The 23,172-nt window shown below is 51.3% G+C and carries 22 protein-coding genes and 1 pseudogene; 14 read left to right on the forward strand and 9 right to left on the reverse strand.

Annotated features, from left to right (window positions below; all coding sequences use genetic code 11):
- Window positions 1-118: 118 nt before the first annotated feature.
- On the forward strand, window positions 119-2,554 hold the full coding sequence (locus IPI63_RS07470; protein ID WP_292477712.1) for a hypothetical protein: 2,436 nt from the start codon (window positions 119-121) through the stop codon (window positions 2,552-2,554).
- Window positions 2,555-2,758: 204 nt separating this feature from the next.
- Here IPI63_RS07470 and IPI63_RS07475 read toward each other — a convergent pair whose 3' ends face one another.
- A complete protein-coding gene (locus IPI63_RS07475; protein WP_292477714.1) occupies window positions 2,759-4,264 on the reverse strand; it encodes a matrixin family metalloprotease in 1,506 nt (501 codons plus the stop codon).
- Here IPI63_RS07475 and IPI63_RS07480 point away from each other — a divergent pair.
- Window positions 4,263-4,706 carry a hypothetical protein gene (locus IPI63_RS07480; protein ID WP_292477715.1) on the forward strand — a complete coding sequence of 148 codons (444 nt, stop codon included), beginning with the start codon at window positions 4,263-4,265 and terminating at the stop codon, window positions 4,704-4,706. The genes IPI63_RS07475 and IPI63_RS07480 overlap by 2 nt on opposite strands.
- Window positions 4,707-4,797: 91 nt before the next feature.
- Here the strand turns inward: IPI63_RS07480 and IPI63_RS07485 are convergent, their stop codons facing one another.
- The 7 genes from IPI63_RS07485 to cmr1 form a co-directional block, all read right to left on the reverse strand.
- Entirely contained in the window at window positions 4,798-5,541 is a 744-nt protein-coding gene (locus tag IPI63_RS07485) for a hypothetical protein (protein WP_292477717.1), read from the reverse strand.
- 146 nt (window positions 5,542-5,687) lie between these two features.
- Window positions 5,688-6,059, reverse strand: coding sequence for a hypothetical protein (locus IPI63_RS07490; RefSeq protein ID WP_292477718.1), 372 nt, complete (start codon window positions 6,057-6,059; stop codon window positions 5,688-5,690).
- On the reverse strand, window positions 6,059-7,048 hold the full coding sequence (cmr4, locus tag IPI63_RS07495; protein WP_292477720.1) for a type III-B CRISPR module RAMP protein Cmr4: 990 nt from the start codon (window positions 7,046-7,048) through the stop codon (window positions 6,059-6,061). Before cmr4 ends, IPI63_RS07490 begins: the two co-directional genes overlap by 1 nt.
- Window positions 7,045-7,437 carry a hypothetical protein gene (locus IPI63_RS07500; protein WP_292477722.1) on the reverse strand — a complete coding sequence of 131 codons (393 nt, stop codon included), beginning with the start codon at window positions 7,435-7,437 and terminating at the stop codon, window positions 7,045-7,047. The genes cmr4 and IPI63_RS07500 overlap by 4 nt, the downstream gene beginning before the upstream one ends.
- A gap of 6 nt (window positions 7,438-7,443) precedes the next feature.
- On the reverse strand, window positions 7,444-10,026 hold the full coding sequence (locus IPI63_RS07505) for a CRISPR-associated protein Csx11 (RefSeq protein ID WP_292477724.1): 2,583 nt from the start codon (window positions 10,024-10,026) through the stop codon (window positions 7,444-7,446).
- Window positions 10,019-10,939 carry an RAMP superfamily CRISPR-associated protein gene (locus tag IPI63_RS07510; protein ID WP_214065160.1) on the reverse strand — a complete coding sequence of 307 codons (921 nt, stop codon included), beginning with the start codon at window positions 10,937-10,939 and terminating at the stop codon, window positions 10,019-10,021. The genes IPI63_RS07505 and IPI63_RS07510 overlap by 8 nt, the downstream gene beginning before the upstream one ends.
- Window positions 10,936-11,967 carry a type III-B CRISPR module RAMP protein Cmr1 gene (gene cmr1, locus IPI63_RS07515; RefSeq protein ID WP_366850717.1) on the reverse strand — a complete coding sequence of 344 codons (1,032 nt, stop codon included), beginning with the start codon at window positions 11,965-11,967 and terminating at the stop codon, window positions 10,936-10,938. The genes IPI63_RS07510 and cmr1 overlap by 4 nt, the downstream gene beginning before the upstream one ends.
- 299 nt (window positions 11,968-12,266) lie before the next feature.
- On the opposite strand from cmr1, the pseudogene IPI63_RS07520 reads away from it, so the two are divergent.
- Together IPI63_RS07520 and IPI63_RS07525 are read left to right on the forward strand one after the other, a co-directional pair.
- Window positions 12,267-12,490, forward strand: a pseudogene (locus tag IPI63_RS07520) (transposase); the annotation flags it as partial.
- Window positions 12,491-12,975: 485 nt separating this feature from the next.
- Entirely contained in the window at window positions 12,976-14,466 is a 1,491-nt protein-coding gene (locus IPI63_RS07525; protein ID WP_292477727.1) for an RNB domain-containing ribonuclease, read from the forward strand.
- A gap of 26 nt (window positions 14,467-14,492) precedes the next feature.
- Here IPI63_RS07525 and IPI63_RS07530 read toward each other — a convergent pair whose 3' ends face one another.
- On the reverse strand, window positions 14,493-14,822 hold the full coding sequence (locus tag IPI63_RS07530) for a hypothetical protein (RefSeq protein WP_214065157.1): 330 nt from the start codon (window positions 14,820-14,822) through the stop codon (window positions 14,493-14,495).
- Between the two features lie 311 nt (window positions 14,823-15,133).
- Here IPI63_RS07530 and hsp20 point away from each other — a divergent pair, with 311 nt between their 5' ends.
- The 10 genes from hsp20 (at window position 15,134) to IPI63_RS07580 (ending at window position 23,134) form a co-directional block, all read left to right on the forward strand.
- Entirely contained in the window at window positions 15,134-15,670 is a 537-nt protein-coding gene (hsp20, locus tag IPI63_RS07535) for an archaeal heat shock protein Hsp20 (protein ID WP_292477729.1), read from the forward strand.
- Between the two features lie 23 nt (window positions 15,671-15,693).
- Window positions 15,694-15,990 (forward strand): Hsp20/alpha crystallin family protein, encoded by a 297-nt coding sequence (locus IPI63_RS07540; RefSeq protein ID WP_214065155.1) that lies wholly within the window; start codon window positions 15,694-15,696, stop codon window positions 15,988-15,990.
- Between the two features lie 262 nt (window positions 15,991-16,252).
- Complete coding sequence (locus IPI63_RS07545) at window positions 16,253-16,408, forward strand: hypothetical protein (RefSeq protein ID WP_292477731.1); 156 nt, start codon at window positions 16,253-16,255, stop codon at window positions 16,406-16,408.
- Between the two features lie 139 nt (window positions 16,409-16,547).
- The gene (locus tag IPI63_RS07550; protein ID WP_214065153.1) at window positions 16,548-16,769 is read left to right on the forward strand and encodes a hypothetical protein; all 222 of its coding nucleotides are present in this window, start codon (window positions 16,548-16,550) and stop codon (window positions 16,767-16,769) included.
- A gap of 137 nt (window positions 16,770-16,906) precedes the next feature.
- Window positions 16,907-18,235, forward strand: a complete 1,329-nt coding sequence (locus IPI63_RS07555; RefSeq protein ID WP_292477733.1) for a sorbosone dehydrogenase family protein — start codon at window positions 16,907-16,909, stop codon at window positions 18,233-18,235.
- Between the two features lie 324 nt (window positions 18,236-18,559).
- Window positions 18,560-20,197 (forward strand): thermosome subunit alpha, encoded by a 1,638-nt coding sequence (thsA, locus tag IPI63_RS07560; RefSeq protein ID WP_214065150.1) that lies wholly within the window; start codon window positions 18,560-18,562, stop codon window positions 20,195-20,197.
- Window positions 20,198-20,278: 81 nt separating this feature from the next.
- A complete protein-coding gene (locus IPI63_RS07565; RefSeq protein ID WP_292477735.1) occupies window positions 20,279-21,193 on the forward strand; it encodes a phosphoribosylaminoimidazolesuccinocarboxamide synthase in 915 nt (304 codons plus the stop codon).
- 36 nt (window positions 21,194-21,229) lie between these two features.
- Window positions 21,230-22,201 (forward strand): hypothetical protein, encoded by a 972-nt coding sequence (locus IPI63_RS07570; RefSeq protein WP_292477736.1) that lies wholly within the window; start codon window positions 21,230-21,232, stop codon window positions 22,199-22,201.
- Window positions 22,202-22,320: 119 nt separating this feature from the next.
- Window positions 22,321-22,776, forward strand: coding sequence for a hypothetical protein (locus IPI63_RS07575; RefSeq protein WP_292477738.1), 456 nt, complete (start codon window positions 22,321-22,323; stop codon window positions 22,774-22,776).
- Between the two features lie 82 nt (window positions 22,777-22,858).
- Window positions 22,859-23,134, forward strand: a complete 276-nt coding sequence (locus IPI63_RS07580; protein WP_214080116.1) for a winged helix-turn-helix domain-containing protein — start codon at window positions 22,859-22,861, stop codon at window positions 23,132-23,134.
- The last annotated feature ends 38 nt before the right edge of the window (window positions 23,135-23,172 follow it).

Raw genomic sequence — 23,172 nt, forward strand, 5'->3', positions numbered from 1 at the left:
TATTAAATTGAATGCCGTTAAAATAGGATCCTATTCTTGGTCTCAAATTTTGAAGAAAGCGCTCAACAAATTTAAATACAGAATCGGCCAAAGCTATCAAAAAGAATGAGGTAGCACAATGTCTGCTTGGAAATTCGTCGGGGCCTTAGAAGTAATTTTCGTGCTTGTTATTGTATTCTCAGCATCAGCATTGGCTATTCAGGCCTCACTTGAATCAGATGTCCCACCTTGCCATTATATGCAGAAATTCCCTGTTAATTTCGAACAAGACAATTATTCGAATGCGAGAATCGCTTTAATGACCAAATGCCATCCAATTGACTCAGATGGTATAAAATCAGATATTTTATTAACCCCTTCCATTCAATTTGATGTGCTATACCCAGTGAGCCGATCATATAATAGCACAGGCGATATGCCGCATTATAAGCAAGATGTTCAAGAGGATCTATCCAATTCAGCCTCTTTTACAGATGGGATTGAATATAGGGCTATTTATGGATCTGTGGAGCTACTTTGGCAAAAATGTCTTGGTGGGAGTGACTTTGAACGAGGTAACAGCATCAAGCAGACGAATGATGGCGATTACATTGTGGCTGGAACTACGGGATCCGATGATGGCGATATGGCTGGCAGTGGATTCCATGGTGAATTTGATTTCTGGATAGCTAAGCTTACTAGTGCTGGTGCTATCAAATGGCAAAAATGCTTGGGCGGAAATGGTTCCGAAACTGCTTATAGCATTCAACAGACTAATGATGGCGGCTATATTGTAGCGGGTGATACCAATTCGAATGATGGTGATGTTATAGATGGAGGATTTCATGGAGAATTCGATTATTGGGTGGTGAAGCTCGATGGTTCAGGTTCTATTCAGTGGCATAAGTGTCTTGGCGGAAGCGATTACGATTCAGCCCGCAGCGTCCAGCAGACGAATGATGGCGGATATATTGTGGCCGGCATGACCCGATCCAATGACGGCGATGTAGCAGGGGGAGGATTCCATGGCGGGGCAGATATTTGGATAGTCAAACTAAGCAGGAACGGCGCAATACAATGGCAAAAATGCCTTGGAGGCAGTGACGATGATACTGCGGAAAGCATACGAATGACAGTTGATGGTGGCTTTATTGTCACAGGGACGACATACTCACATGATGGCGATGTAACAGGCAAACACAATCCCGGCTCACGCAATCCGGATTTCTGGGTGGTAAAGCTTAACAGTGATGGCGCTATTCAATGGCAAAAGTGCCTAGGAGGAAGCGACTATGATTGGGGATATAGCGGTCAGCAGACAGCTGATGGTGGATATATCTTTTGTGGCAATACCTTTTCTGATGATGGAGATGTAATTGAGAATCACGGTGCCTCTGACTCTTGGGTAGTAAAACTCAATAGCGTTGGTGTTATCCAATGGCAAAGAAGCCTTGGCGGCAGTCGCACCGATGAAGCCTATAGTATTGAGCAGACGGGTGATGGCGGATATATCATCGCTGGTGATACCTATTCAGATGACGGTGATGTGAATGGCTCGCATGTTGCACCATATTATATCTTTCCAGATTTCTGGATAGCAAAACTTGATGATGTCGGAAATATCGAGTGGCAAAAGGCTCTAGGTGGCATGGTTGCCGATATCGCACATGGCGTTGGACTGACAAGTGATGATAAATATATCATTGTAGGATTTACAAATTCCAATGATGGAGATGTAAGCGGAAATCATGGATTTGGTGATATATGGGTGGTCAAACTGGGATCGGAAAGGGAAGAATTGTCAATTGCTCTTGAGACCGCCAATGGCCAGTTTGTCTGCGCAGAAAACGGTGGCGGAGGGGTGGTCCAGGCTAATTGCATCTCAGTGGATGGTTGGGGGAGTTTTAAAATCATCGATCTGGGAAATGGCAATGTAGCTCTCCAGGCTGCCAATGGCCAATATCTTTGTGCTGAAGGCGGAGGCGGAGATGGTATTGTGGCAAACCGCGACGCCGTATTAGGCTGGGAGACTTTTAAGCTAATCGATCTGGGAAATGGCAATGTAGCTCTCCAGGCCGCCAATGGCCAGTATCTCTGTGCTGAAGGTGGTGGCGGTGATGGATTAGTAGCTAACCGCAACTGGATTGATGCCTGGGAAACGTTCCGGGTTGTGGACCTCCGAAGACCAGCAAAAGTAGCACTACAAGCCTATAACGGCCAATATCTCTGTGCTGAAGGTGGTGGCGGTGATGGGGTAGTAGCTAACCGTAAGGCTGCATTAGGTTGGGAGACCTTCAACCTCATTGACCGTGGAAATGGCAATATAGCTCTACAGGCCTATAACGGCCAGTATCTTTGTGCAGAAGGTAGCGGTGGCCGGGAGATTGTAGCAAACCGCAATGCTATAGCTGGCTGGGAGACATTCAGGCTAATTTATAGAGGAAATGGTAATGTGGCTTTGCAGGCCTACAATGGTCAGTATGTCTGCGCCGAAGGCGGTGGGGGGAATGCTGTCGTGGCCAATCGTAATTGGATTTCAAGCTGGGAAACATTCAAGATGATCCCGATGATCTAAAATGCAGGAAAAACCACATTGACTGGTCACCATGCTCACAATTAACTGTTTTGGATCCCAGCGACCGTTTTTAGGATGGACAGGAGTTATCTCTATAGCATGCTTGCAGTCCAGTTCTTCGTAATCGGCATGAACAGCAAAACTCGTGGTATCTTGGCGTTGTTCGTTATGGGGCCATTGCCGTTAAGTTAATCGGAATTCTCATTAGAGGTTCACGGCCTGAATCCCGAATGTCTCCCATTTCAAAATCCAATCTCGGTTAGCCACCAGATCGCTGCCGCCACCGTTTTCTGCACAGACATATTTGCCATTAATAGCCTGAAGAGCTACTTTATTTTCTCCCAGATCGATTAAGCCAAATGTTTCCCATGCAAGAATCCAATCTCGGTTGGCTACCAAATTACTATTCCCCCCATTCTCTGCACATACATATTGGCCATTAATAGCCTGAAGAGCTACTTTATTTTCTCCCAGATCGATTAAGCCAAATGTTTCCCACGCCTGAATCAAATCTCGATTAGCCACCAAAAAGCTACCGCCTCCGTTCTCTGCACAGAGATATTGGCCATTAGCGACTTGGAGAGCTATCTTTTTTGATATGTTTTCTGTTGCTGTAGGCATACCATACAGCACCTGTGCTCCAGCCTTATCCCCATTTCCCAGCGTCCTTTGCGGGCCGTTGTATAGGTTCATTACTTGGTCAAAGTCATATTTGCGTGCATCGCTGTTATCCAGTGTGTAGAGATCGTCCAAGCCGATGGCATGTCCCAGCTCATGAATGGCAACGCTCTGTAGGTCCAGTCTGCCGCTGCTCTCTGCCTGCTTCAGGTCGTCGGTCCATTTAAAATCCAAATTATATAGGATATCGGATTCGATGGTGGAATAATAACCATCTTCTTTCTTTAAATCGGTCCAGAAGATCGATACGGCAAGATAATTGTTTCCAAAATTCCTAAAGCCATTCGTATTAATACCATCGGCCCGGTAGTCGCCTGAGAAGGGATTTGGCACCTCTTTGCTATAGTCGATTATCACAGTGGACTTATCCGTGAAGAGGTTCTTGTGGACGGCGTCATCCCATGTATTGGCCGCTGCCGATATGGCATCTCGAGCAGATTCCGCTTTTATGCCCGGAGGAATATCGGTTGGATTCAGATACAGCTGAATATTGGGATTCTCTTGATTCCAACGAAATCCGGTCAGGACATAAGACGAGGATGATCCACCCGATGATGCAATGGGGTTGTACTCTTTGGAGGCATAAGGCCTGCCACTTGCGTCATTCAAATCGGAACTGATGACGCTGACATCAAAGTTGCCCAGGCCACCATCTACCATTCGGAGGCCAGATATTCCCACACCCCGCCCCTCATCATTCAGTGATAAGGCTCTGAAGGTGTGACCACTCAGCAAAGGCGCTCCATCAATAGAAGCGGTGCCCGTAATGGAAGCTTGATCCTGGGTGGTTGCGCCAAGATCGGCTTTCATGCTTCCAAGGCCCTCGAAGCTTCCCTTGGCTACCATTACATTATCACTTCCTAAAGCTCCCGCCAGCACGCCTCCTTCCAGGCCTTGAATCTCTGTGCTCTGGCTGGCTGATATCCCTTCAGCAGCAGAGAGGCTCTGGGAGCTTCTCAGGGTGCCGCTGGAGACGCTCGCCTCCTGGCCAGCATCTGTATCCCCCTTCCTGCCGCGAAGCTCAAGGTTCATGCTCCCCGTGCCGGCTGCTCTCTGGTGGATGCTGGCCCACTGGCCGGAGACAGCAGAAGTGGTGGAAGAGGCGAACTCCCCCTGGCTATTGATATCATTTTGCAGTATCCTTCCCGGCAAGGTGAGCGACTGTTTGAGGCTGTTATTTCCCTTCCCCTCTGACTGGCGGTGGGCGGAGATGCTGCCCGAGCCCAGGAGCAGGCTCTCTTGGAGCGATGTGGAGCCGTTCAGGGAAAAGCTCTCCTGTGAGCCTACTGTCTCTCCTCCCGCTGAAGTGGAGCAGCTAACTGAGATTCCAGCTGCCGGTGCTGCCAGAGCGCATACTAAAAAAAAACACATCCATGTATTTTTATCACCATATCTCGGCTCTCTTCTGGTCATCGCCACACCTTCCTGGGGACGTAAATCATTATTGCAGCCATTGAAGACATATAGGTATTAATAATCATCGTTTATGGTAAGTGAATTTATTAGCTATTAAATATGAAAAAATTCCTTTCTCCTTAGATATCGGCATATAAATCATTCACTTTTCAACGCTTTAATGCAGCCCGTTGATTACTATAATAATGTCTTCCATGTTCCGTTGTCCAGGATTTTATGCCACTTCTCGCTGGTAGCCTGGATCCAGGTATCCAGAAGGGTGTATCAGCCATAGATATGGGCGTTCCCATATTCCAGCCACCTAACCTCTCCAGTGCTCCGCAAATTAAATCGTTTTTTGTATCGGCTTTAGTGTGAGCAAGAACTACATTTGAAAATACTTTCGGATCATCCTGGTCAGGTTGCACATCATATTCAAAAAAGTGCTCGGCTTTTTCCATCTCAACTCGCACCAGCTTTCCGAGACCGTATCGGGTATCTCCTCCTATGTACAGCAGATTAACTTCTCGAAGATCGCTATAAGTACTGTGTTTTCTGCAGAAGAGATAGCCTATCATGGCCACAGGCCCGGCCTTGCTCCCCTGAGATCCCCTCCACCATGAATTGACGACCTCAGTCTCGTGCAGCGACTTTTCAGCAGCAGAATCAGTACATGGATCGATGGCAGTACCTGGACGAGAATCGAGCAATCGGCCTCGAAAGGCACTATGTAGCGTAATATCAAATTTGGCTTCTTTTCGCCAGTAGAGGTTCCCCTTTGCAAAGAATGGCAGCCACGCCCTCCACTCTCCATCACATCGCTCAGAAGGATAAAGATAGCTAAAGCGGTAAGACCTCTGTAGCTCTTTTCCGATTTCCTGGTATTTATTATGGTTTTTAGGTGTATCGCCCATTTCTTGCCGCGCCAATGCCGCTGTGAGTGCCGCCCAGAGATTTCGCGCTGGCAGGTACAAACGGCAGCGATCCAGGCTTCCAGCAGGTGGTATACCCACATGCAGAGGTGCTTCGAGACGCCATACCCATCGGAATAATGACCAAGTCATGTCTTGCTCACCGAGCGTCCTTTCGCCTTAGAATGATAACGGGCATAGATCAGCGATTGTATCAACAGCTCTCGTGCAAAGATTAGGTCATTAATGCTTTGGCCCAGTTCGAGCACAGCATCAAAGACATTGTTTGTTGAGACCTGAAATTTCTGACCCATCACTGGATTGTCAATAAAGAATTTATAACACTCATCCATTACTTTCTTGCCCGGCTCTTTTCCATGCGCCTTAAGATAAAGAAAGAAGGCATACAAACCCTGTTCCTCAAGGACGGACAATGAGTCTTGCAGGAGTTCCTCATCGACCCCATCTATGGCAGAAAGCTTTCGCCCAAACTTGGCGCAACAAAGGTCCAAGTTTTCCATCAATGCCTTGCCTCCTGTGATTTATCTTTGTCGCTCTGCTCAATCTCTGATGAGTGATTGGATGATGCGTTTGGCTCTAGAACTCTCAGCCGTCCCATCCCTCTAGTTCCCATGCCACCGATGCCCAGATGTTCAAGATATGGGTAAGCCTTCTTCACCAAACTGTGAACTTTGTCCTTATTATTAGCGGCCTCGATATCCTTATTGCCGATCTTAAAGTGTTTTGGATTCTTACAGGTGACCTCCCAGAAGAGCAATGTAGCACGGGGAAGAGCTTCATAGGTGAATAACGCACCTTCTTCGGCTGCACCTGTTTCAGGATTGATTGAAACAGATGTACGCACCTCTAGGTTGCTATTGACCACATGGCTGAAGAGTCTGTCTGGGACTACCCCAAACCGATCGAGAATATGTTTCGGTACACCAAGTTTATTAAGCTCATCCCTAATGCAGGAATGTTCAGATAGTGCCTTGACCGGAAGCAACAACCATCCCAAGTTCAACGGTTGGCTGGAGGTACTTTTGCGATAGACTGCATCTGCATTTGCATCCTCTGGGATTGACAATCCCGCAATTCGAAGCTGTTCTGGAGAGGTCACCCACAATGGCCCTTCCCGAGTTGCCACTGGAAAGAGCTGAATGTGAACATCACTGAATGCTGCCAGCCCAGTAAATCCAGTGGTCGAATCTTTCCCCTTGGCAAAGCCGAAGACTGTGCAAACAGGGCATTTTGGATCGCAGCAATGCCCTCCTGCTCCAGAAGTATCTGGCTGCCCCTGACCTGCACAACCAGGGTACTTTTTCTCGGCCATTGCCACATAAGCACGGTGGACTCCGGCCAGGCTTGACCCTGGAATCTTTGGGATCTTTGTCACTGGATCCCGGACTATGCTCAAATCAACGCGCCCCAGTCGAGCCCCGCCTGTACCTACATGAATTGGGTCCAGAGCAAGCCCGACATGCTTGAAACACTCAAAACCATCACTCATAATTTCCCTCCTATACTCTTCTTAAGTACTCGTAGATGCCATTCCAGAGCCATTCCAAACAGGCCAGTCCGCAATGCATCCGCAAGCACATCAAGTGATGCACCATGAGCCATTAGTCGATTGGCCAGCCCTACTTTAGCCAGCTCAATCCAGTCACGCTCTCCGCCTTCGATCCAAGACCCATCAGGATTCTGCCACGCCACCCGACAGGCCTCTATCTCGCTCCAAAATCCCCTGAGTGCAGTCTGACTGGGAGAGATACGTTTGATGATTTCCCATACCTCCTGCATCGCTTTCCATTCGGCCAAGTAATGGATTTCTATTGGATCAAACCTAGCTGCAGTGGTCTCTAGAAAGAGAGATGCAACGACTGATGGATAGAACTTCACGCCGCCTCATGCATGCAATTGTTTTACATGACGATAGACCTGGCCGCTGGCCGGGTGCTGGAAGTCATGAGAGAAGCGAATGAACTGGTCCTCGATTGCCAGATAGGGGTAAAACACGTCCTTCCGTCCGTCTGGCAAGCGAGCGGAAACTGCTTTGATCTCCTGTTCTCCGTCCTTGCGAATCAGACGCAAAATGGACATACCGTCGCGAGCTGCAGATTCGGCCACACAACAGATCTCTGATTTCTCGCTTCTTTCCTGAAGTCCTTTCTCAAGTTTTCTCGCAGCCTCAATGATGGCCTGAAACGGCATCATGCGAGGAAAGGCCACGATGCCTATGCGTAATGGCAGCCTGTCCCAAACGCTGCCAAATTCTTCTTCCCATGCCTCGATGGTGCATTTTACACATTCCGATACCGCTTCCAGCGGCACTAAAACTCGAAATCGAAAGGGCGAAAGTTCCAGAGGGATGATCGGATAGTAGATACCAAGAGCGCCAACGTCATCCATCACATCCATGATCTTCAGAGATCGTTCATGTCCTTTTTCGTCTCGCAGTTTGAGGTCCTCGTCCTTAAGCACGTCCTTCGTCTCTTCTGGACCAAGCAAGCGAGCGAGGTTACAGATCGTAAGGAATTCTTCTTTGTCATAGAGCAACTCCAACGGAGCATCTCGCCAGCGTGCACTATAGGTTTCATGTTTTTCCCAGCCTGAGGAGGTGGATAGATCCGGCTTGAGTTTCAACCGCCGCACACGCCAGCGGTTGGGATCGCTAGAGCAGATCTCACAGAAATCTTGCAGGCGACCTTGGAAGAACTCCTCCGTCTGACGCCAGAAACGATAGACTCGCCCTGGTGATGCCAACTTACGAAAGAGCTGGTGGACAAGCCAACTCGCACGCTCACGCGGAAGCTTGTCGAGCTTGTCCCATGACGGTGCATCGGCACGGTCCTCAACTATCTTTCTGAAGAATGAAGACCAGTCTGGCTCATATTTGAAGCCCTCTTGCAGACTGCTAAGCACCAAGTCATCTTTTTCATATCGACCAGGTCGGTCAAGCTTTCCACGGACATATCCAAATAGGCTGTTATATGGATCAAGAAGATCAATCGGATTGATCATACTTTTTAGCTTAGGGTTGTGCCGCCGCCATTCCTGGATGGACTGTGTACGAAATGAATCTATCCGTGTTCCATTCAGCCAGGGCTTAATATCGAGGCTGAATGTGAGGAGAGCAGCCCGATCGTTGGTATCCACGATCTCATCGATCCAGATACTATCGTTCTCTAAATTCCCCTTAAGCCAAGCATCGAGGCGGTGACGCCTGCGTTCGTAACATACAGAGCATGGCTTCTGCTTGTCACGGTATCCTTCGTTTAGTCGAACAAAACACACAGGACAAACATGCCCTCCTGTGCTCTCCTCGCCCGGAATTTCCCAGAATCGGTGAATAGGAACCTCCAGAATCTGACGGGCTTCTTCGGATTCACTCGTTAGCAGGATCAAGGATCGGCTTGGTTTGCTTATTCTGCAATACGGAGGTGTCTCTAGCTTTAAATCCCGTGCAATTTCAGTAGCCTGCTCTGTGAAGTAATCGATCCATGATTGCATCGAGGGATCTGTTCCTGCTCCTTCCTGCTCTCCAGGAAATGAGAACACTGCGACCTCTCTATCCCTGTAAAGGAGCGAGCCACAGGCTAAATCGACCTCCACTAGCTTTCTAATCACCAAGAAGAAATCCTCGAACGTCTGCTGAGCCCCTTTCCAATCACCGATCTTCACCGCGCGCGACTCATAATGCTCGGTGCCAATCCCGACGGTAAGCAGTCGCCAGCGTGTGTTCTGTTTGACTTTATTGTCTGTCCAATTAAAGTTGTCGTCAAGTATTGCACCAGCCATGGCACTCTTGAACAGAGCTGCTGCAACATAGGACTGATCCCACAACGTCACATCGTTGTTTGGCAGTCGCGTCTCAGCAACAGTCGACGTGAAAGCTTGACGGAGGAGGCTCCTCTGACCGATTGCTTGTTCTCGCCACTGCCACCAGCTATCTTTCTCCTTAGTGTTGGCTGTGCCAAGATTCCTGAGATCATCCAAAATTTTGTGGATCTCCGCTACGAGTTCTCCCCAGCCAGTGTCCGTTAAGACTGTCGGTGGGTCAAAAAGTAGGTTTCGCACGGGATAGCCAAATGCAGAGGACAGCCATGTATGGGTTATGTCTTGTTTGAGATATTCAGAGGTGGCTTTTGGTAGATTTTTCTCGATGCCAGAGGCCATAGCATGTCCGGCCTGTAGAAGCCCTAAGATGCCTAGACCAGAGGATGCAGCATGTTTAGTCACGAAGTCGGGCCAAGCCTCGTTATAACGAGGATACTGGCTATTCACCCATCCAAGCAGATCTGACCCGGGAAATGGCGGGTTCTCATACTCGAACCAGGTTTCGTATCTGTATCCATTGGACTGTCCCCCCTGTCCTCGAAGGAAATCTGCCTTGGCCTTTCCTGCCATATGCAGCCATCCTATGGCTTCAACGGCCAAAAGAAGCGGCCGATGATTACGAAGTTTTTCAGCAGGCTCAAATTTACTCATGGGCCTTCACCTCGGAAGTCATCCAGGACTGAACTTTATCTTTGAAATTGAGAAGTGAGCTTTCTTTAATTGGGGTCCGACCTTTGCTAAAAGCCTGCCAGCTTTCGATCTTCGCTGTGCCCCAGCTTGTGGTTCGTTTTGCAGAGATACCGTAGGATGTTAGCAGCGTTTCTGTAGCGTCGAGAAGGTTGCATAACCCCTTGCTGGAATCCACTTCATCACGTGCGGCTGCGCCAGGGAGAGGTGCATAGAGCAGATTAAGGAGGGCCTTGGTTTTAGCAGGAACAACTTCGTAGTAGATAGGCTGCGTTCCGGCACGCCTAGCACGGCTATGGGGATTGATCACCTCAAAACCGATCTTTTTAAACCATGTTGGATAGAATGCAACTGCACCCTGCTGAAACTCTCTCTTTTCTATCTTCTCATTACCGAAAAGGTATACGATCCACGGATCGTCGCGCCAACCATCCATCTTGCCACTATGATCCTTAAGATGTCCAATCAATCCTGACCGCATGCGACAAGCCCAACGCAAGAGCCCCTTCCAGCTCGCTGCTGACATATATGGCACGCCGAAGACTCGGTCTTTGCGCACAGGATTATCGAGGACGTGAAACGGTTTGTCATCCTTAGAATACCAAGGATATTGGAGTTCAAAGCCGATCTGGAATCCAATCCACATTGAATCAGGCAGAGAGGATAAACATACATCAAGCTTGAGTTCTTCAGGAAGTTGGGGCGCAGAAAGCTGCTTTGCATTTTTTATGTAGCACTGCCGAGCTTGGTTTTTTTCGTCATCGCCCCGTGCTGCCCATGTAGTGTACCCACCGCCCGAGATAAGACCTGTAGGCGATTTTAGATCCGTAGGGCAAGCTGGCAGAAAGGAAAGCTCTGCATAATAATCGAACTTCATGGGGCACCTCCTGGCGATCGGATAAGGTCATTTAATAAATCAGAACCCTGATGGAATTCATCGTCTTTGAGGTCAGGCCATGCCTTCCTCAACCGTTTTTTCATCTCACTGAAATCGATGACCTCTGGGTTGACAAAACCAAAGGTACGCTGCGGATGCCTAAAACTGAAGACCTTCTTGCTCTCCTGCTTGTCACCAGCAATCCATTGATTAGTTCGATTTTTATTTATTAGGTTTTCACTGTGTCGATGGGGATATCTATTGTTTTTTGGGCACTTATTCGGGGGATCATGAATGTCTCCACAAATTTTGCAGGTCTTGCGCTCATCGCGCCCAAGCACTCTGTTGAAGTTGCTATCATCTTTATTCTGACGTGCAAGATGCTTTCCATTTGCGCACCAAAAATTATCTAGCGACGCCCAGGCATAGTCCCCATGATCCATATTGCGCCAATGGCTCTGTTTGAGGTAGGAACGAAGTTGTCTTTCTTCGACCTTTATGTCTGGCCAACTCGTGATCTCAATTAGGCCATAGTCCTTATGTTGTGGCATGTTCTCCCTGCGTCTTTCATCAGAAGGCTTGAATACAGTTCGTCCGCCGATAGCACCATAATCGGCTATAAGTCTAAGCGTAAGATCGAGTAACGCCCACTCTTCATCTAGGATGGGTCGCAAGGGTGTGAAATGAAATACGAATTCTTGGTCTTTCACTATTGCAGCTTGAACTGGCTGACCATTACTGTCCACTATTTTGAACTGCAACCTCCGCGCCCATCCTGTGCACCCAAAAAGTTCGCAAACAACACACCGATTCCCATGCTTATCCGGGCATCGACTGTCAGGGTCAGTAGGGTCACAAGCCGGGCCACCCATGCCACGCACCAGCACCTCGAACCACCACCTAACTGAACCGAGTAGTCCGCTAGGTATCATACGACCATTCTTCTGGTAGGCATCCCCAGTCCAGATGGGCGTTATTGCTTTACATCTCCACTCATAGTGTGCATCTCTCATGTGCTTTCCACCCATAATCGCATCGCACGCCCCCCTGTCATCTCCACAAGATGCTATTCCATATTACATGATGTCGATAGGGCACATCTCGTCACAGCGCATTTATATTATGATACACGTGTGCCCTGTGAGGCTTATCATAACAGAGATCCAATTAAGCTTGATAAATTTTCCGGATCAAAAAATGTTCGATCATCTTCTCAAATTTTCGATTAGAACTTGTTATAAGATATTATTTATATAATTATTTATATATACAATATGAAATTTAGTAACCGACAAACGAGGTTCAAAGCCTTGATTCTTAGATGTAGCATGAGCGCAGCCCTCAGAGAAAGGCACACGAAAGCGGCACCTGGTTGAGAGCCTTCAAGACCTGTGTTGGCGAATTAACCTTTTGATAAGCTCAGTTCAGAGAATCCTCATTTGAATGGAGCGCACTTGAGCGATATTGTCGTGAAAAGCAAGAGCTCTTCTAATGGCCGCCGCAAAACCATATATCTAGGGCGTTTCAACCTAAAAGAATGTAGAATTTGGTTAAAACTTACATTTGAATAGGTTATCTGCGTCACAGATCTCTCGGTTATGCAAAGCTCTTCCGGTCTGTTGAAGGCTGAAAAGCAATCAAGTCGAACATTAAATCATAATCAATAATCTGTATTTTCCATTCCCAAGGGCACTATCCACCATGCCCGCCTCCTTTGAGCCTCGCAGCAGGCTGGCCCATCCAGAGGAGTGAACAGCTCGAATCCACCTAAATCTCCCATCGGATGAGGTCCGGGTATAGCTCCTGTGCTGCAGGCTGTCGATCATGGAGCAATTGTGCAGAATGTGACCTGGGCGGAGTGTGAGGCGGGGAGAGGGAGGGATATATGCAGAGGATCGGGCTGTTGTTCGATATACAGCCGGCCCTGAAGGCCGGCGAATCTGTAGCGGGATGGCAACGGCAATCGAGCAGGAATCATTTATATCATTAGTCCCTCTGAGAAGGATCATGAGATCCGGTGAAGAGGAGGATAATTCATGAACGCCCCAGGGAAGAGGCCTGAGGCTCAGAACAGGACTGTCCTGCAGAAGGTGGCCAGAGGAATAATGCTTATGCGGGGCCTTCAGACCGACTTCTCGCCCGAATGCCTCTCTGAGCTGGCCCGGATCAAGGGCCCGGCCTCAATTGACGGCGCCTCCCATATCCGCGACCTGAGAGGCCTGCTCTGGGCCTCCATAGATAATGATGACTCTGAGGATCTGGATCAACTCACTGTGGCCGAGCCCCTCCCCGAGGGGAAGGCCAGGATCAGAGTGGCTGTGGCTGATGTGGACAGCCTGGTCCATAAGGGCTCGGCCATCGACCGGGACGCCCAGGCCAACACCACCACCGTCTACACCGCCGCCCAGATCTTCCCCATGCTCCCCCTGAAGCTCTCCACCAACCTCACCTCCCTGAACCCCGGCCAGGACCGCCTGGCAGTGGTGGTGGACATGAGCATCGCCCCAGACGGCTCTCTGGTGGACTCGGACGTCTACCGGGCAGTGGTGCACAACCACGCCAAGCTGGCCTACAACAGCGTGGCCGCCTGGCTGGAGGGATCGGGGCCCATGCCGGATGCAGTGGGCGCAGTGGCCGGGCTGGCTGAGAACCTGCTCCTTCAGGATAGGGTGGCCCAGAGCATGAAGAGCCTCCGCCATGAGGGGGGAGCCCTCAGCCTGGAGACCATTGAGGCCCGGCCGGTCTTCAAGGGGGAGAGGATCTGCGACCTTCTGGTGGAGGAGACCAACCGGGCCAAACAGATCATCGAGGACTTCATGATCGCTGCCAATGGAGTGACCGTCCGCTACCTGACTGAACGAGACTTCCCCTCCATTCGCAGAGTGGTGAGGGTCCCGAAGAGGTGGGACAGGATCGTCCAGATCGCCGCCCAGAACGCCTTCAAGCTCCCCCCTAACCCCAGCTCCAGAAAGCTGGAGATATTCCTGAACATGATGAAAAAGAAAGATCCTCTCAGATTTCCCGATCTCTCCCTGGCGATAATCAAGCTGCTGGGAAATGGCGAGTACGTGGCTGAACGGCCCGGAGAGGAGCCCACCGGCCACTTCGGCCTGGCGGTCAAGGACTATGCCCATTCCACCGCCCCCAACCGCCGCTACCCCGATCTTATCACCCAGAGGCTGCTCAAGGCGGCCATTGAGAGGAGGCCCCTGCCCTACAAGATGGATGAGCTGGACCGCCTGGCCGATCACTGCACCAGAAAAGAGGATACTGTGGTCAAGGTGGAGAGGCAGGTGAGCAAGTCCGCTGCCGCCCTTCTGCTGGAGCCCCGGATCGGAGAGAGGTTCTCCGCCATGGTCACCGGCTCAGCAGAGAAGGGCACCTGGGTGCGGCTGCTGGAGATTCCAGTGGAAGGGATGCTGAAGAGCGGAAGAAAAGGGATCGATGTGGGAGATGAGATCACTGTGGAGCTGGTCTCAGTGGATGTGAGCCTCGGGTTCATCGACTTCAAGCGGGTGGATGGATAAAAGGGGAATATCCGCTGCCGCCGGACCTACTCCCCCACAGCAACCCTCAATGAATCTGCCCTGGTTGGCATGCTCTCAGGATAGATCAGCTTCAGAAGCTCCCGGTTGAATCTGCTCGCTCCCGTATGGGCATCGTATATGCCATACAGCCAGGGAAGGATGAGCCAGGCGAGGAGCAGGATCAGGATGCCTTTTAAATATGACCCTTGATATATCTGACCGCCACCGGGGATGAAGATGCTGATGAGGGTGATCAGGCCAACCTTCTTTTTCATCACCTCGTAGAGCAGGATCCTCTCGCCCTGATCCATGGACAGGGCAGCATCGCTGATTCTCGTCCGATCAGTCTCGTCCATGCTATCATCACCATCAATTTGATAGCATCTAAAGATAGATATTCTTGTCCCTAGCATATAGCTCTCTATGTGGCCAGGGCTTTCAGTTGAATCCAGAATTCACGCTTTGTTCCAGTCATTTCCCGGCTTGTGCCATATCAATTCAAATAGGACGGAGGCCATAGACGGCCTATAAGGCCCTGAGAGCTAAGGGCCGTTCTTGGCTGGATAAAACCGTCTTTGAAGGCCGCCATTGCGCAGCATCAATTTAGAAAGGTGAGATAGATATGCCAACAAGACGACCATCGATATTTGATATATTTGAGAATTTTTTGAAAGGCAACCCATTTGGATGGGACAGAGACCCAGAGGACTGGCTGCAGGATCCATTCAAGGCCATGATCAAGAGGTTTGAGGAGTCTACGCCCTCTGAGTTCAAAGATCTGGTTCGAGAGGAGGAGACACCGACCGGTACAATCCGCAGGTACGGTCCCTTTGTCTATGGATTCAGCTATACCGCCGAGCCGGGAAAGGAGCCTGTATTTCAGGAGTTCGGCAACATCCGCCCTTCCAGCCGGGGAATCCTGCCCAGCCAGGGGCGAGAGCCATTGGTGGATGTGATGTCTGAGAAGGACAAGTTTAAGATATTTGTTGAGCTGCCCGGTGTGGATAAGGATGAGGTTAAGCTGAATGTGGCAGAGGATAGCATTGAGATCCAGACCAATGATGAAAAAAAGTTCTATAAATTTATCGATCTTGATGAGACGGTTGACGTAGACAGCACCAAAGCATCCTATAAAAATGGAATTCTGACGATAGAACTGGATAAAAAATTAAAGAGAACTGGCAAAGAAGTGAAAATCGATTGAGCATTTATTGAGAGGGCGAATTCATGACCGAGAAGGTAATAGCTCCACAGGTTTGTCTCTTCAGTGATGAGAACCTTGAGACGATGAACATCCAGATCGAGATTCCAGGCGTGGATAAGGAGAACATCAATCTGCATTTCTATGAAGACGGATTCTATGTGGTGGCCAGGGGGGAGGGCACCAAATATATGGCCTCTTACTCTCTGATCTTCCCAGTAGAGCCCGAGAAGGCCATCGCCAGTTATGCGAATGGACTTCTTACAGTCAATGTGCCGTATAAAAAGCCATTTCAGCCCGGGGTAAAGGTGAAGATCGACTAGCTTTGGCTGCAGAACTATACGACGACCGGGGACATGACGATCGGGGACATGACGATCGGGGACATGACGATCGGGGACATGACGATCGGGGACATGACGATCGGGGACATGACGATCGGGGACATGACGATCGAGGACATAACGGAACAGGGGCAAGAGGGCGATTGGAATCTGTCTGGGATGTGGAAAACCTTTCAAAATAGAGGAAGCGGAGGGCGGATGGTCTGTCTGCTGCGAGGATGTATGTATCAACCCTGCTGTCATGCCCACTGGAGAGAGGCTGCTGGCTGATCAAGCCACAAAGCTGCATGTGGATGAAAGCATGCAGGAGATGAAAAGAGCGGACTACATCAAAAGGCATGGCTTTGATACCGAGCCAGTGATGCAGCAGTCAACAGGCGGCGGGAGGACCCGGTGATAGATGGGCATCCTCTCAGGACAAGAGCCCGGATGGGGTTGAGGGGTCGAGGAATTGATCAGAAGGCTGAGCGTTAAGAGGGCCTGATGCTGATGGGCAATAGATCGTAGGCATGAACTCTTTCAGGAGGACGATAGATATGGAATGCTGTGATATAGTGAGAAATTTTCTTGAAGGCAGGAAAGGAAAAGAGATAAGGGTGCTCGTGGAGGGAGGCGGGTTTCATCCAATAGCTGGAAAACTTGCTGATTTCAATGATTCCACTCTGATGATCGAGCAGAAGGGAGGAGTGCGATATCTGATTGACATCGATTATGTGATCAGCGTCGCAGATGCGGAGGGGGCTGAAGGGGCTGAATAGAGAGGGGAAATAGCCTCCAAAGGCCTGGCCCAACTGCTCCGCCTTATCTGTGTTAGCAGCCCTGTAAGGGGGTGTGAGATCTAAATCAGGAGGGCTTTCACAGGGGGCATGAGGCGATCCCTGAGGATGTGAGATATATGATCGATAAATTCAGGCTGATCATCATGGCAATGATCCTGTTATTGCCCGCGGGATTATCAGCAGACATAGATACAACGGATAGAACGGTGGAGGCGGGGGAGTCCTCCCTTAAGCCAGTGGTCGGCCTGGAGCTGATAGCAGAGGGACTGGTGGCGCCTATGGGATTTGTGAGCGCAGGAGATGGGAGGATGTTCATCGTTGAGCAGACCGGACTGATAAGGGTGATGCAGGCCGATGGCACAATTCTCAAGGAGCCCTTTTTTGACATTGGCGGCAGAATGGTTCCAATCTCCTCCAGATATGATGAACGCGGCCTTCTGAGCCTCTCCTTCCACCCTCAATTCTCTGAAAATGGACGGCTCTTTGTCATGTACAGTGCACCCCCAAGAGAGAGTGCACCGGAGGGCTGGGATTGCACCAATCGCATATCCGAGTTCAGAGTCTCCCAGGAGGACCCAGATAAGGTGGACATGAGCTCCGAGAGGGTCCTGATTGAGGTTGATAAGCCTCAAGGGAACCACAACGGGGGCGGCATTGCCTTCGGCCCGGATGGGTATCTCTATATACCCCTGGGCGATGGCGGCGGAGCAGACGATACGGGAATGGGGCATGCACCGGAGGGCAATGGCCAGAATACCCAGACCTTCCTGGGCAAGATCCTGCGCATAGATGTGGACCACCAGGATGACGGCCTGCCTTATGGTATTCCATCAGACAATCCTTTCCGGGAGGATGAGGATACTCTCCCCGAGATCTGGGCATTGGGATTCAGGAATCCCTGGGCGATGAGCTTCGACAGAGGAGGGGAGCATGATTTGTTCGTCTCTGATGCCGGGCAGGACCTCTGGGAGGAGGTTGATCTTGTAGTCCGGGGGGGCAATTATGGCTGGCGCATCCGTGAGGGCACTCATTGCTTTGATCCCCAGAGCCCTGCTGAATCGCCCTCCAGCTGCCCGGAGAAAGGGCCTCGAGGCGAGCCGCTGATCGATCCGGTCATCGAGTATGGGCATGACCTGGGCACAGTGGTGGTTGGGGGTTATATCTACCGCGGCACAGCCATGCCCGAACTGGAAGGGGAGTATATCTTCGCCGACTGGTCCAATGACTTTGGGAAGGGAAATGGGACACTGCTCGTAGCCACCCCCTCAGCAGAGGGATTGTGGATGTGGGAAGAGCTGGTGGTAGCTGGCCGCCCCGGCGGCCGGATCGGCGCCTTCATCCGCGGCTTCGGGCAGGATGATGAGGGCGAGATCTATGTCCTCACTTCCAGTGAGATGGGGCCGGCGAATGAGACGGCAAAGATATTCAAGCTGATCCCTCCCTGAAGGGGCCGTTTCCCATCTGGGACGGCTGCTCCTCTCCTCCCTGTGCCCGCGGCCCTCTGTGGTGAGATCAGAATGCACGGGCATCACCACAGAGAGACCAAGGCACGGATTCTCTGCAGTATATCGCCCGCACAATTTGGCAGAGAATCCAAGAAGACATAAGGGATCGGAAGGACAGGAGGGATCGGAAAGGACATAAGGGATCAGAGACTCCCCCAAATCAATCCCCCAGGGATTGCACAGCAGTGCTGCTTATCGCAACCTTCATATAGAAGTTTAAACACGGAATATCACGCTTTGATCTAATGCAACGGAGGAGATTAAATGGCAGCAGGACAACTGGGCGGACAGCCCATAATTATTCTCAAAGAGGGCAGCCAGAGAACGGCTGGTCGTGAGGCACAGAGGTCGAACATCATGGCCGCCAAGGCAGTCGCAGGTGCTGTGAGAACCACCCTGGGACCCAAAGGCATGGATAAGATGATGGTCGACAACCTGGGGGATGTGGTAATAACCAATGATGGTGTCACTATCCTCAAAGAGATGGACATCGAGCACCCCGCCGCCAAGATGATGGTGGAGATCGCCAAGACCCAGGATGCCGAGGTCGGGGATGGCACAACCACTGCTGTGGTCCTGGCAGGAGAGCTTCTCAAGCAGGCAGAGGGCCTGCTGGACCAGGAGATCCATCCCACAGTCATCACTGCCGGATACAGGGCGGCAGCAGACAAATCCATGGAGATCCTGAAGACCATCTCCACCAGCGTCTCAGTCGATGACGCTGAATTTTTGAAGAAGATCGCCGTCACCTCCATGACCGGCAAGGGCTCAGGGACAGCGAGAGAGAGCCTGGCGGCCTTGGCGGTGCAAGCTGTGAAGTCGGTGGTGGATGAGGATGGCTCAGTGGACACAGACAACATCACTGTGGAGAAGAAGGTAGGAGGAGGGATAACCGACTCCGAGCTGGTACATGGAATGGTCATCGACAAGGATCGACTCCACCCCAATATGCCAAAGAAGGTGACCGGGGCCAAGATCGCCCTGCTCAATGCCGCCATAGAGATAGAGAAGACCGAGGTCGATGCCAAGATAGAGATCACATCGCCCGATCAGTTGCAGGCCTTCCTCGATCAGGAGGAGAGCATGCTCAAGGGCATGGTGGACAATATCATCAAGACCGGCGCCAATGTCGTATTCTGCCAGAAGGGCATCGACGATCTGGCACAGCACTTCCTGGCCAAAGAGGGGATCTACACTGTGCGCCGGGTGAAGAAGAGCGACATGGAGAAGCTGGCCCGCGCCACTGGGGGCAGGGTTGTCACCAGCATCCACGACCTGACTGAGAAGGATCTGGGGAAGGCAGGCCTGGTGGAGGAGAGAAAGATAGGCGACGAGAAGATGACCTTCGTTGAGGAGTGCGAGAACCCCAAGTCGGTCTCCATCATCCTCAGAGGCGGAACTGAGCATGTGGTGGATGAGCTGAACCGGGCGATGGAGGATGCCCTGCGGGTAGTGGCGGTGGTAGTAGAGGACAAGATGCTCGTTCCCGGCGGCGGCGCCCCCGAGGTAGAGCTGGCCCTCCGCCTCCGGGAGTATGCAGCAACAGTCGGAGGCAGAGAGCAGCTGGCCATTGAGGCCTTCGCCGACTCCATGGAGGCCATACCCAAGACCCTGGCCGAGAACGCCGGTCTGGATCAGATAGACTCCCTGGTTGCCCTGCGCAGCCAGCATGAGAAGGGTATCAAGAGCTCCGGACTGGACATGGACACCGGCGTTCCTGTGGACATGATGACGCTGGGCGTAGTTGAGCCCCTGCGGGTCAAGACCCAGGCCATCAACTCTGCTGCTGAGGCGGCAGTCATGATCCTGAGGATCGATGATGTCATCGCCTCCAAGGCCGGCGGGCCGGCGGGCGGACCGGGAGGAATGCCCGGCGGAATGGGCGGAGAGGACTTCGAATAGATCTCTCCCATCATCCTTTTTTTCCCTATTGCCAGACATAAAGGCAAAAGTGTTATCTTCTTGTTGAACTCATCTACTGCGATGGAACGCAAGCTTCTGATGAAAGGCAAGGTCAAAGAGGCATACGACCTTGGAGACCGACTGGAGTTCCAGTTCACAGACAACATCTCCGTCTTTGATAAGATAATCCCCAGCACCATCCCCTTCAAAGGCGAGACCCTCTGCCGGGAGGGGGTCTACTGGTTTGAGAGGGCGGGCCGGATGGGAATTAAGAGCCACTTTCTGGAGTATCTGCCCCCAACGGGAATGCTCTGCAAAAGGGTGAAGATAATACCATCTACCAAAATCACCCCCCAATCGAGGGACTATCTCATCCCCCTGGAGTGGATCTGCCGCTGGTATGTGGCAGGCTCCCTTCTGGATCGGGTGAGATCGGGTGAGATCACCGCCCGCGATCTGGGCTTCCCCAGCGGGCATTCCATCAGCGCGGGGGAGATTCTGCCTGAGCCCTTCCTGGAGGTCTCCACCAAGCTGGAGAGCACCGATCGGCTGCTGAAGAAAGAGGAGGCTTTAGCGATATCCGGCCTCTCCTCCCAGGAGTACGAGCAGGCGCGGGAGATCGTTCTCAGGATCGACGAGGATATCAACCACAGCGTTTCCAGCCGCGGCCTGATCCATGTGGATGGCAAAAAGGAGCTGGCCTTCGATGCCGATAGGGAGATAATGGTAGTCGACGTCTACGGAACAGCAGATGAGGATCGATTCTGGGATAAGAAGAGCTATGATGAAGGAGAGCTGGTGGATCTGTCAAAGGAGTATGTGCGCCAGTACTACCGCCAGACCGGCTACAAAGACCGCCTCTATCAGGCCAGAGAAGAGGGGAGGGCAGAGCCTGCAATACCTTCTCTTCCAGACGATGTGGTGGAAGAGACCAGCCGGATCTACATCAAGCTCTTTGAGATGATCACAGGAGAAAAGTTCAAGCCTATAAGATGAGATCTGATTTGCCGTAATTTGAGAAGAGATGATGATATGAAGAGATTGCTGATGATAATTCTGATACTGGCAGCCCTGCTCATATCCGGCTGTATGGAAAGTCAGGATAAGCCGGAAAAGAGCATAGATGAGCTTAAGACCCTCTCCCTCTCTGCAGCAGATAACCTTACCGGCTACAGCCTGCAGAGCACTATGACCCGCGTCAGGACGCTCAATGCCGCTGGGGAGAATGCCACTTCTGAGAATGCCACTACCATCACAGAGAGCGCCGAGACCACCGCCATTGTCAGCCTGGTCGAGCATAAGGCTCATGCCAAGGGATCAACTTCCATTGAGGTAAAGCAACCGGGACTGGACAGCAACATCACCACCACTAAAGCAGATGTCTATCAGATGGGCAACTCGACATATATAATGGATGAGAGCGGCAACTGGACCCACCTGCAGGATCCGAGGACGACAGAGGAGATCTGGGGCGGGGGCAATAACAACCAGGTGAAGGCCATGGCCGAGACCTTCAATCTCTCGCCGGTGGAGATGGCAGGCTCGGAGAAGATCGATGATACAGATGCCTATAAGCTGCGGATCATAACGGGAGAATCAGATGATGAGGCCCTTTACAATACCGCCTTCAACCTGGCCGCAAATATGGTCTCTTATCCCATGTTTATGCCACAAATCGATAGAGCGGAGCTGAATGAGACCGGCAAGATAGAGAAGAGCATCTGGATCTCCAAGAGCACATATCTTCCGGTTAAGTATCATAGTCTGATGAGCTTCACTGTGACCCCGTCTATTGTGGGCGCTCTGGATATCAATACCAGCCAGATGACCATGTTCAATGAATCGATAGGGATGGGAGCGATCGATGTCCGCATAGAGACGAGTGATGTGTACTACGACTTCGACAAGCAGGTGGGCATCGATCCGCCGGCGGAGGCCCTTGAGGCCCCAGTTATCCGGCCCATACAGATCCGGGCAGAGGACAGCTCGCAGGGGCAAAGATAAGGAGAGCCGATAACAGTGCTGAGATCTCAATAACAGCACTGGGATCTCAATAACAGCACTGGAAGCCAACAGCATTGCCGACTGAGAACTCGATCAAGAACCAGAGCATGAGGGACCCATTGCAGCGGCTCTTCCTCAGGGAGAAGCCGTCCTTGGCCCTTCTGGCATTGAGGGAGATGGAGCCGGTCTATGCCGCCCAGATCGCCAAGCACATAGACTCCACCTTTCCCCATACCTCCAGCATCCTGGGCGAGCTGGAGGGGCAGGGGCTGATCGTCTCCCGGCCGGAGGGAAGGATCAGATACCTGGAGCTGACCGACAGGGGAAGGGAGGTGGCCAGAGCACTGAAGGAGCTTTCCGACCTCTTGACCAGACCGGATGGCATGATGCAGAGGTTGAAGCGTCTGGAGGGGTTGGTGGAGATGGCATATGCCGCCGGTGGAGGGGCAGAGGCCCATCTGGCCCTTGGCCCTCTGCGTAGAGATCTGGCAAAGATGATGGCAACTGAGGACCTCGGGCTGCGAGAGGAGGCAGAGGCTCTGGACGGCAGGATTTCTGCTTCATTGCGCCATTGACCTGACAAATGGTTTTATTTTACGAAAGATTTATCAGCACCGAAAAACAAGTACTCTTAAATATTTTTTAAGAGGAAGGTATATGGCACGCCGAACCAGGTTGGAGGTGCTGGGCAGCATTCTGGGGATCTGCAGAGGGGAGGGATCGAGCAAGACGCGCATAGTCTACCAGGTCAACCTCAACTTCAAGAATGCTGGCGCGTATCTCAAATGGCTGACTGAGAAGGGATACTTGGAGAGGGCGGATAGGCTCTATAAGCTCACCCCTGCAGGGGAAGAGATGCTAAAGGAGCTCAATGAGATAAATTCCATCCTCCAGATCGATGCCCCTCAGGCGAAAAAGGAGATCTCAGACTGAATTCGAGGCGTTATGTCAGCCTCATTCTCGGGAGAATG

This window comes from Methanothrix sp. (genome assembly GCF_016706325.1).
In the GTDB taxonomy this organism is placed as follows: domain Archaea; phylum Halobacteriota; class Methanosarcinia; order Methanotrichales; family Methanotrichaceae; genus Methanothrix.